Here is a 2,245-nt window from a genome sequence, read left to right on the forward strand (position 1 = left end):
AGCCCGACCGGCTCCGGGCGGTCAGGCTTGATCCCTGCGCCGGTCGGGCTGCCCGGAACCCCTGACTCGGTTGGCGTTCGCGTTGCTCCGCCGGGTGGGGGTGCGGCTCAGGTGGTTGGCGCTTGTGTTGCTCGGCCGGGTGGTCGGGGTTCGTTGGTGGGGGTGTGGTGTGGGGAGTGACGGGGGGCGGGTGGTTGCGGGGAAGGCGGTGCCTCGTGGGGCCTTTCCGCACGTGAAGGTGGCCGGGGGGTTCGTGTTCGTGTCCGGGACGTCGTCCCGGCTGCCGGACAACAGCTTCGCCGGCGTGTCGGTGGACGAGTTCGGCACCACCGACCTGGACATCCGGGTGCAGACGCGCGCGGTCATCGAGAACATCGGTGACCTGCTGAGATCCGTCGGCGCCGAGTTGACCGACCTGGTGCAGGTGACGTCGTACCTGGTCAACATGAATGATTTCGGTGGGTACAACCAGGTGTGGGCGGAGTTCTTCGACGCCACCGGGCCGACCCGGACGACCGTGGCCGTGCACCAGTTGCCGCATCCCCACCTGCTGATCGAGATGCAAGCCGTGGCCCTGCTTCCCGGAGGAGGTAGTCGTGAGTGAGATCGCCGAGCCGTTCAGCTTTCCCGGCTGGATCGCCGACAACCAGCACCTGCTCAAGCCGCCGGTCGGTAACAAGGAGATGTTCCCCGGCTCCGACGACTTCATCGTCATGGTGGTGGGTGGGCCCAACCAGCGCACCGACTTCCACGTCGACCCGTACGAGGAGTTCTTCTACCAGGTCAAGGGCAACATGCACATCAACCTGATGACCCCGGAGGGGCCGCGTACGGTGCACGTGCGCGAGGGTCAGATGTGGATGCTGCCGCGCAACACCCCGCACTCGCCGCAGCGTCCCGAGCCCGGCTCGATCGGCGTGGTGGTCGAGCGGGTACGCGCCGAGGGGACGCTGGAGAAGTTCCAGTGGTACTGCCCCGAGTGCGGGCACAAGGTGCACGAGGTCGAGTTGCAGGTCCGCGACATCGCCGCCGACCTGCCGCCCGTCTTCGGCGCCTTCTACACCGACGAGGCGGCACGGACCTGCGAGCGGTGCGGCACGCTGCACCCGGGTAAGGGCTGACGATGGCGACACCCTCCGTGGTGGACGTGCACACCCACGTCGTACCCAGGGGATGGCCGGACCTCGCCGCGGCCTGCGGCGGGTCCGGGTGGCCCTGGCTGCGGGTCGACTCGGAACGCGCGGCCATGATCATGGTGGGGGAGACCGAGTTCCGGCCGGTCGGCGCCGAGTGCTGGGACGCGCCGACCCGCCTCGCCGACATGGCCGCCGACGGGGTGGACGTGCAGGTGGTCTCGCCCACGCCGGTGTTCTTCGGCTACGACCGCCCGGCCGACCAGGCGGTCCGGGTGGCCCGGATCTTCAACGACCTCACCCTGGAGGTCACCTCGGCCGGCGGCGACCGGCTGCTGCCGTTCTGCCAGGTGCCGTTGCAGGACCCGGACGCGGCCTGCGCCGAGCTGGACCGCTGCCTGGCGGCCGGGCACGTCGGCGTGGAGATCGGCAACCACGTCGGCGACCGGGACCTGGACGACGCCGGCATCGTGACGTTCCTGACCCACTGCGCCGAGGTGGGCGCGCCGGTCTTCGTGCACCCGTGGGACATGCCCGGCGGGCCCCGGCTCGACCGGTGGATGGCGCGCTGGCTCACCGGCATGCCCGCCGAGACGCACCTGTCGGTGCTGTCGATGATCCTCGGCGGGGTCTTCGACAAGGTGCCGCCGACGCTGCGGATCTGCTTCGCCCACGGCGGCGGCAGCTTCCCGTTCTGGCTGGGGCGCGCCGACAACGCCTGGCGCCGCCGGGGCGACCTGGTACGCGGTGCCTCCGCCGCCCCGCCCAGCAGCTACCTGGACCGGTTCTACGTCGACTCGGTGGTCTTCTCCACCCCGGCGCTGCGGCTTCTGGTCGACACCATGGGCGTCGACCGGGTGCTGCTCGGCAGCGACTACCCGTACCCGCTGGGCGAGCGTCCGGCCGGGCGGGTCGTCCACCAGGCCGACTTCCTCACCGACGCCCAGCGCGCCCGCCTGCTGGCCGGTAACGCCCTGCACTTCCTGCAAGGAAGGGCACCTTATTAACGCCTCGTGTATAGCAGGGGTCCCCTCCTAACACCACGCCCCGGCGCTCGGCGCTCGGCACGCAGCGCGCTCGGCACGCAGCGTGCGGCGCGCGGAGCACAGCGC

The 2,245-nt window shown here is 70.7% G+C and carries 3 protein-coding genes; all 3 read left to right on the top strand.

What is annotated here, in order from left to right:
* Window positions 1-139 precede the first annotated feature (139 nt).
* The 3 genes from EYA84_RS30790 to EYA84_RS30800 are packed head-to-tail and all read left to right on the top strand — an operon-like array spanning window position 140 to window position 2,140.
* Window positions 140-604, top strand: coding sequence for a RidA family protein (locus tag EYA84_RS30790; RefSeq protein ID WP_387261691.1), 465 nt, complete (start codon window positions 140-142; stop codon window positions 602-604).
* Window positions 597-1,121 carry a 3-hydroxyanthranilate 3,4-dioxygenase gene (locus EYA84_RS30795; protein WP_131057720.1) on the top strand — a complete coding sequence of 175 codons (525 nt, stop codon included), beginning with the start codon at window positions 597-599 and terminating at the stop codon, window positions 1,119-1,121. The genes EYA84_RS30790 and EYA84_RS30795 overlap by 8 nt, the downstream gene beginning before the upstream one ends.
* 2 nt (window positions 1,122-1,123) lie before the next feature.
* Entirely contained in the window at window positions 1,124-2,140 is a 1,017-nt protein-coding gene (locus EYA84_RS30800) for an amidohydrolase family protein (protein ID WP_131057721.1), read from the top strand.
* Window positions 2,141-2,245: the final 105 nt, after the last annotated feature.

The organism is Verrucosispora sp. SN26_14.1 (genome assembly GCF_004307965.1).
Lineage (GTDB): Bacteria > Actinomycetota > Actinomycetes > Mycobacteriales > Micromonosporaceae > Micromonospora.